Origin of the sequence: uncultured Oscillibacter sp. (assembly GCF_900546705.1) — a bacterium.
Taxonomy (GTDB): Bacteria; Bacillota; Clostridia; order Oscillospirales; family Oscillospiraceae; genus Oscillibacter.
The window spans coordinates 1-5,951 of record NZ_URDP01000062.1 but is presented as its reverse complement, the minus strand read 5'-3'; the positions used below and the strand labels follow the sequence as shown (position 1 = coordinate 5,951).

The window sequence follows — 5,951 nt, the reverse complement described above, 5'->3', positions numbered from 1 at the left end:
TGTTACCACATCTTGTGTGTACTGTCAAGTACTTTTTTCATTTCCTCTCTGCCGCAGTGCTCACCGCGGCGACAGCTTGATTAGATTACCATACCCCCCTCCTTTTGTCAACTACTTTTTTCAAGTTTTTTAATATCCGGCTTCTTTTTCACTTATATCGTCCGGATTCGCCGTTGCTACACTATATAATATAGAAATCCTCTGGGCAAACCCGGGGCAGCAGTGTTATAATGTCCTACATCACGAATGGTTATTCCCATATAGGAGGGATTCTTTGCTGATTCACCGCTGTGCCGCTTCTTTCGGGCGGCTTGAAAACGAAACCATGGAGCTTCGGCCGGGGCTGAACATTCTGCAGGCCCCCAATGAAACCGGGAAATCCACCTGGTGTGCCTTTCTTCTGGCCATGCTTTACGGGATCAACAGCCGGGAGCGAGACCGGGCCGAGACACTGGCGGATAAAAACCGCTATGCCCCCTGGTCCGGTGCTCCCATGGCCGGGCGCATTGACTGCCGCTGGAACGGGCGGGATATTACGCTGATGCGGGCCACCCGCCGCCAGGGCACGCCCATGGGGGAATTTCGGGCGCTCTATACCGGTACCGGCGACGCCGTTGCCGGGCTGACCGGGCAAAATTGCGGAGAGACACTGCTTGGCGTGACCCGGGAGGTCTACGAGCGCAGCGCCTTCATCCGCCAGTCGGGACTCCTGGTCACCCAGGACGCGGAGCTGGAGCGGCGCGTTGCCGCACTGCTCTCCTCTGGAGAGGAGGACGTTACATTTTCCGAGGCATCCGCCGCGTTGAAAAAGCAGCTCAACCGGCGCCGCCGCAACAAGTCCGGTCAAATTCCAGAGCTGGAAGCTCAGCTGACGGAACTGAAGGAGCATCTGGAGGCTGGACGCGCGCTGGCCCGGCAGCTGGAACAGCTGCGCACCCAGGCGGAGGAGCTGCATGCCAGAGAGGCTGCTCTGACCGAAGAGCTGAACGGCTGGGACCGCTGGGAGGCAGTTCAGCGTTCTCAGTCCCTGGAGCAGCTGCGCCGGCAGGCCGACACGCTGGAGAACCAGGCGGAGGCGCTGCGCCGGCAGCTGGAGGCGGACCGCATTCCGGGCAACGACGTCATTGCCCGGCTGCGGGGCGCCATTGTCAATCTGGAAACCGTCCGCAAAAGTCTGGACAAGGCTCGGGACGAACGGGACGAGGCCATGAAGGCCGTACTGCGGGCGGAGGACGCCGTTGCCGGGAACCTTTTTGCCGGGCAGACCATTGAGCAGGTATCCCGGGAGATGACCCACCCGCCGGAGGGCCGCCCCTCCTATACAGGTGCCGCGGTACTGGGGATAGCGGGCTGTGCTGCCGCAGGGGGCGCCGGCTGGCTCGGTCAGGGACGCCTGGGGCTTCTCCCCGCTCTGGGCCTTGCCGCCGCCATTGTGGTCCTCACCGTCTGCGGCGCATGGGGGCTCGTCCGGTCCGCCCGCCGCAAGGCACGGCTGACTGCTCTGACCAAGCGCTACGGCACGGCTGACCGGGCCGAAATCGACCACATGGCAGATACGTATTACGCCCTGTGCCGGGCCCGGGACGAGGCGCAGGAAACCCTGCGGAGCAAATCGGCCACCGCCGATGCCCTGTACACCTCTCTCAGTTCCAACGAACAGGGGATTTTGCTGGAGGTGCGGCGCTTTGCCCCCGCCGCCTTTGATATTCCCACCGCCGATGCCCTGCTGCGACGGTGTGCCCAGCGCCGGCGGGAGCTCAGCGAGGCGGAGACCGCCGCCCGGGAAGCCGCCCTGCGGCGGGACGTGCTGACCCAGCAGGGCGGCACGTCCGGTTCCGCCGCCTCCTCCGCTCGCCCCACCCGGGAGCGGGATACCATCCGGCAGGAGCTGGCCGGGGTGCAGCGCACCCTGGCCGATGCCCGCTCCGCTGCCGATCAGCTCTCCGGCAGGCTCCAGGCCTCCGGCGATCCGGTGGTTCTGGAAAGCCAGATCCGCACCCTTACCGCCCGGCGGGAGGCACTGGAGGAGGAGTATGCCGCCCTGGAGGAGGCCCTGGGCGCCCTGGAAACTGCCAGTACGGAGCTGCAGGGGCGTTTTTCCCCGGCTCTGGGACGCCGGGCCGCGGAGATCTTTCATGCGCTTACCGGCGGACGCTACACCGGCGTGGTGCTGGACCGGGACTTCCATCTCTCCACCCAGGCCGACGGCGACCAGCTCTACCGGCGCGCCGGCTTTCTCTCCGTCGGGACGGCGGACCAGCTCTACCTGGCCGTTCGCCTGGCCATCTGCGACCTGGTGCTTCCCGAAGAAGAGGCTCCCCCCCTGGTTCTGGACGACGCGCTTTCTGCCTTTGATGACGACCGCTGCGCCGCTGCGCTGGCCTATTTAAAGGAAGAGGCCAAAAAGCGGCAGATCCTGCTGTTCACCTGCCACAGCCGGGAAGCGGAATTTTTTGCCGGAGACGGGGAAGTTTCCGTTCAGCGGTTGACGGCATCGCCGCGGCAGGTATAAGATAGCTGTACCGTATGCAGATTAACTACGCGAAAGCGAAAAAGGAGATTACACACTTATGAGCGAATGTACCCACAATTGCTCCACCTGCGGTGAAAACTGCGGTGAGCGGCAGGAGCCTCAGTCCCTCCTGAAAGACCACAATCCCGCCGCCAGAGTCGGCAAGGTATACGGCATCGTCTCCGGCAAGGGCGGCGTGGGCAAGTCCATGGTCACCAGCCAGCTGGCCGTCACCATGCGCCGCCGGGGCTATGCCGTGGGCGTGCTGGACGCGGACATCACCGGTCCCTCCATCCCCAAGGCCTTCGGCATCCACGGTCAGGCTCTGGGCAGCGAACAGGGTCTCTATCCCATGGAGTCCCGCACCGGCATCCAGGTCATGTCCACCAATCTGCTGCTGCCCAACGAGACCGACCCGGTCATCTGGCGGGGTCCCGTCATCTCCGGCGTGGTCCAGCAGTTCTGGACCGACGTGCTGTGGAACTGCGACTATCTGTTCGTGGACATGCCTCCCGGAACCGGCGACGTGTCCCTCTCCGTGTTCCAGTCCATTCCTCTGGACGGCATCATCGTGGTGGCCTCTCCCCAGGAGCTGGTGAGCATGGTGGTGGAAAAGGCCGTGAAGATGGCGGAGATGATGGAAGTGCCCATTCTGGGTCTGGTGGAGAACATGAGCTATGTGACCTGCCCGGACTGCGGCAAGAAGATCTACCTCTTCGGCGAGGGCAAGACCGCCGAGGCCGCCCAGCGGCACAAGCTGCCGGTGCTGGCGGAGATGCCCATTGACCCGGCACTGGCCGCCCTGGCCGATGCGGGCGACATTGAGTCCTTCCAGGGCCAGTGGCTGGACGCTGCGGCTGACAAGCTGGAAAACAAATAAGCCCCGGCCGCGCTGTGTTCGCCCACAGCGCGGCCTTTCGCGCATTTTGTCCGCCATGCCAAGACCTTCCGGGGAGAGTTTTTTCTTTTTGTGGGGAAAAACAGTTGCAAATCCACGGATTATTCGAGATAATAATGCAAAGTCAAGTTTTAACGGAGTTCAAACAGAAAAACAACAAATACTGAGGGGGATATTGTACATGCAGGAACTGAAAGAGCGCATTGTCAAAGAGGGCAAGGTGCTGCCCGGCAACATCATCAAGGTGGACGGCTTTTTGAACCACCGCATTGATACCGCGCTGATGAGCCACATCGCCGAGGAGTTTGGCCGGCATTTCAACATGGATGAAGTCACCGTGATCCTCACCGCCGAGGCCAGCGGCATCGCTCTTTCCGCCATCGTGGCCCAGCATTTCGGAAAGCCCATGATCTTCGCCAAGAAGGCCAAGAGCGACAACATCGAGGGTGGCCTGTATCAAAGCGACATCTTCTCCTACACCTATAAAAAGAAGGTCACGCTGCTGGTTTCCAAGGAGTGGCTCTCCGCCGACGACAAGGTTCTCATCATCGACGACTTCATGGCCAACGGCGAGGCCATGCGGGGCCTGTGCGACATCGTCACCGCCGCCGGCGCTACGCTGGTGGGCATCGGCTGTGCCGTGGAAAAGGGCTTCCAGGGTGGCGGTGACCGTCTGCGGGCCGCCGGCGTGAACCTCAAGTCCCTGGCCATCATCGAGTCCGCCGAGCCCGGCCACATCGTTTTCCGGGACGAGGACTGATCTGCGGGTACTGTCTCCCGCCCGCCTGCTTCCGCACGGGCTTCACCGCGGCGAAGCGGGCGGCGCGGATTGTTCATCAGCCACTTTTGATAAAGGAGGAACCCACATGTCTCACCAGACCGTTATCGTGCTGGACTTCGGCGGCCAGTATAATCAGCTGATCGCCCGCCGGGTCCGCGAGTGCGGCGTTTACTGCGAGGTCAAGCCCTATACCACCCCCATGGATACCATCCGGGCTATGAACCCCATCGGCATCATCTTTACCGGCGGCCCCAACAGCGTGTACGATCCCAAGTCCCCCCAGGCGGACCCCGCCGTGTTCCATCTGGGCGTGCCCATTCTGGGCATCTGCTACGGCTGCCAGCTGCTGGCCCACAACCTGGGCGGCAAGGTCGTCGCCGCCACCGAGGACTCCGCCCGGGAGTACGGCAAGACCGACACCTACTTCGACACCTCCTGCAAGCTCTTCAAGGGCCTGCCCCAGGAGAGCATTACCTGGATGAGCCACGGCGACTACATGGAAAAGGTGCCCGAGGGCTTCACCCTGGTAGCCCACTCCGATGCCTGCCCCAACGTTGCCATCTGTGACGAAGCCCGGGGCTTCTACGGCGTACAGTACCACCCGGAAGTCAACCACACCCAGTACGGCACCGCCATGATCCGCAACTTCCTCTACGAGGTCTGCGGCGCCAAGGGCGACTGGACCATGGGCGACTACAAGGAGACGGCCATTGCCGCCATCCGGGAAAAAGTGGGCAACGGCAAGGTGCTGCTGGCCCTCTCCGGCGGCGTGGACTCCTCCGTGGCCGCAGCTCTGGTAGCCGAGGCCGTAGGCAATCAGCTCACCTGCGTGTTTGTGGACCACGGCCTCATGCGCCTCAACGAGGGCGATGAGGTGGAGGCCGCTTTCAAGAAGTGGGACATCAACTTCGTCCGGGCCAACGCCGAAGAGCTGTTTTTGAGCAAGCTGGCCGGCGTCAGCGATCCCGAGCGCAAGCGCAAGATCATCGGTGAGGAGTTCATCCGGGTCTTTGAGGCGGAGGCCAAGAAGATCGGCCAGGTAGACTATCTGGTCCAGGGCACCATCTATCCCGATGTCATCGAGTCCGGCGCCGGCAACGCCGCCGTCATCAAGAGCCACCACAACGTGGGCGGCCTGCCCGACTACGTGGACTTCAAGGAGATCATCGAGCCGCTGCGGATGCTCTTCAAGGACGAGGTCCGCAGCCTGGGCCGCGAACTGGGATTGCCGGAGTATCTGGTCATGCGCCAGCCCTTCCCCGGCCCCGGTCTTGCCATCCGGGTCATCGGTGAGATCACCAAGGACAAGCTGGACACCCTGCGCCTGGCAGACTTCATCTTCCGGGATGAAATCGCCAAGGCAAAGCTGGAGGGCACCATGAACCAGTACTTTGCGGTGCTCACCAACATGCGCTCCGTGGGCGTCATGGGCGACGGCCGGACCTATGACTATACCCTGGCCCTGCGCTCCGTCACCACCACCGACTTTATGACTGCCGACTGGACCCGCATCCCCTACGACGTGCTGGATCGGGTGAGCGTGCGCATCGTCAATGAGGTGCCCCACATCAACCGCATCGTTTACGACATCACCAGCAAGCCCCCCGCAACCATTGAGTGGGAATGATTTCAGAAGCCCGGAAAAGCCTGATATAACTGGGTTTTTAGGGGTTTAAGACCCTCCGTGGCAACGATTTGGCAACATTTTTTCATTATTCATAAAAAGAGAGCTAACTGATTTTGATTAGTCAGTTAGCTCT

4 protein-coding genes are annotated in these 5,951 nt (G+C 62.0%); all 4 read left to right on the top strand.

The features are described 5' to 3' along the window. Positions 1 to 274: 274 nt before the first annotated feature. The 4 genes from QZS13_RS09685 (at position 275) to guaA (ending at position 5,818) form a co-directional block, all read left to right on the top strand. Positions 275 to 2,512, top strand: coding sequence for an ATP-binding protein (locus QZS13_RS09685; RefSeq protein ID WP_295588427.1), 2,238 nt, complete (start codon positions 275 to 277; stop codon positions 2,510 to 2,512). Between the two features lie 58 nt (positions 2,513 to 2,570). Continuing rightward, entirely contained in the window at positions 2,571 to 3,392 is an 822-nt protein-coding gene (locus QZS13_RS09680) for an Mrp/NBP35 family ATP-binding protein (protein WP_295588424.1), read from the top strand. Between the two features lie 199 nt (positions 3,393 to 3,591). Beyond that, the gene (locus QZS13_RS09675; RefSeq protein ID WP_295588421.1) at positions 3,592 to 4,170 is read left to right on the top strand and encodes a xanthine phosphoribosyltransferase; all 579 of its coding nucleotides are present in this window, start codon (positions 3,592 to 3,594) and stop codon (positions 4,168 to 4,170) included. A gap of 106 nt (positions 4,171 to 4,276) precedes the next feature. Next, the gene (gene guaA, locus QZS13_RS09670; protein WP_295588418.1) at positions 4,277 to 5,818 is read left to right on the top strand and encodes a glutamine-hydrolyzing GMP synthase; all 1,542 of its coding nucleotides are present in this window, start codon (positions 4,277 to 4,279) and stop codon (positions 5,816 to 5,818) included. Positions 5,819 to 5,951 lie beyond the last annotated feature (133 nt).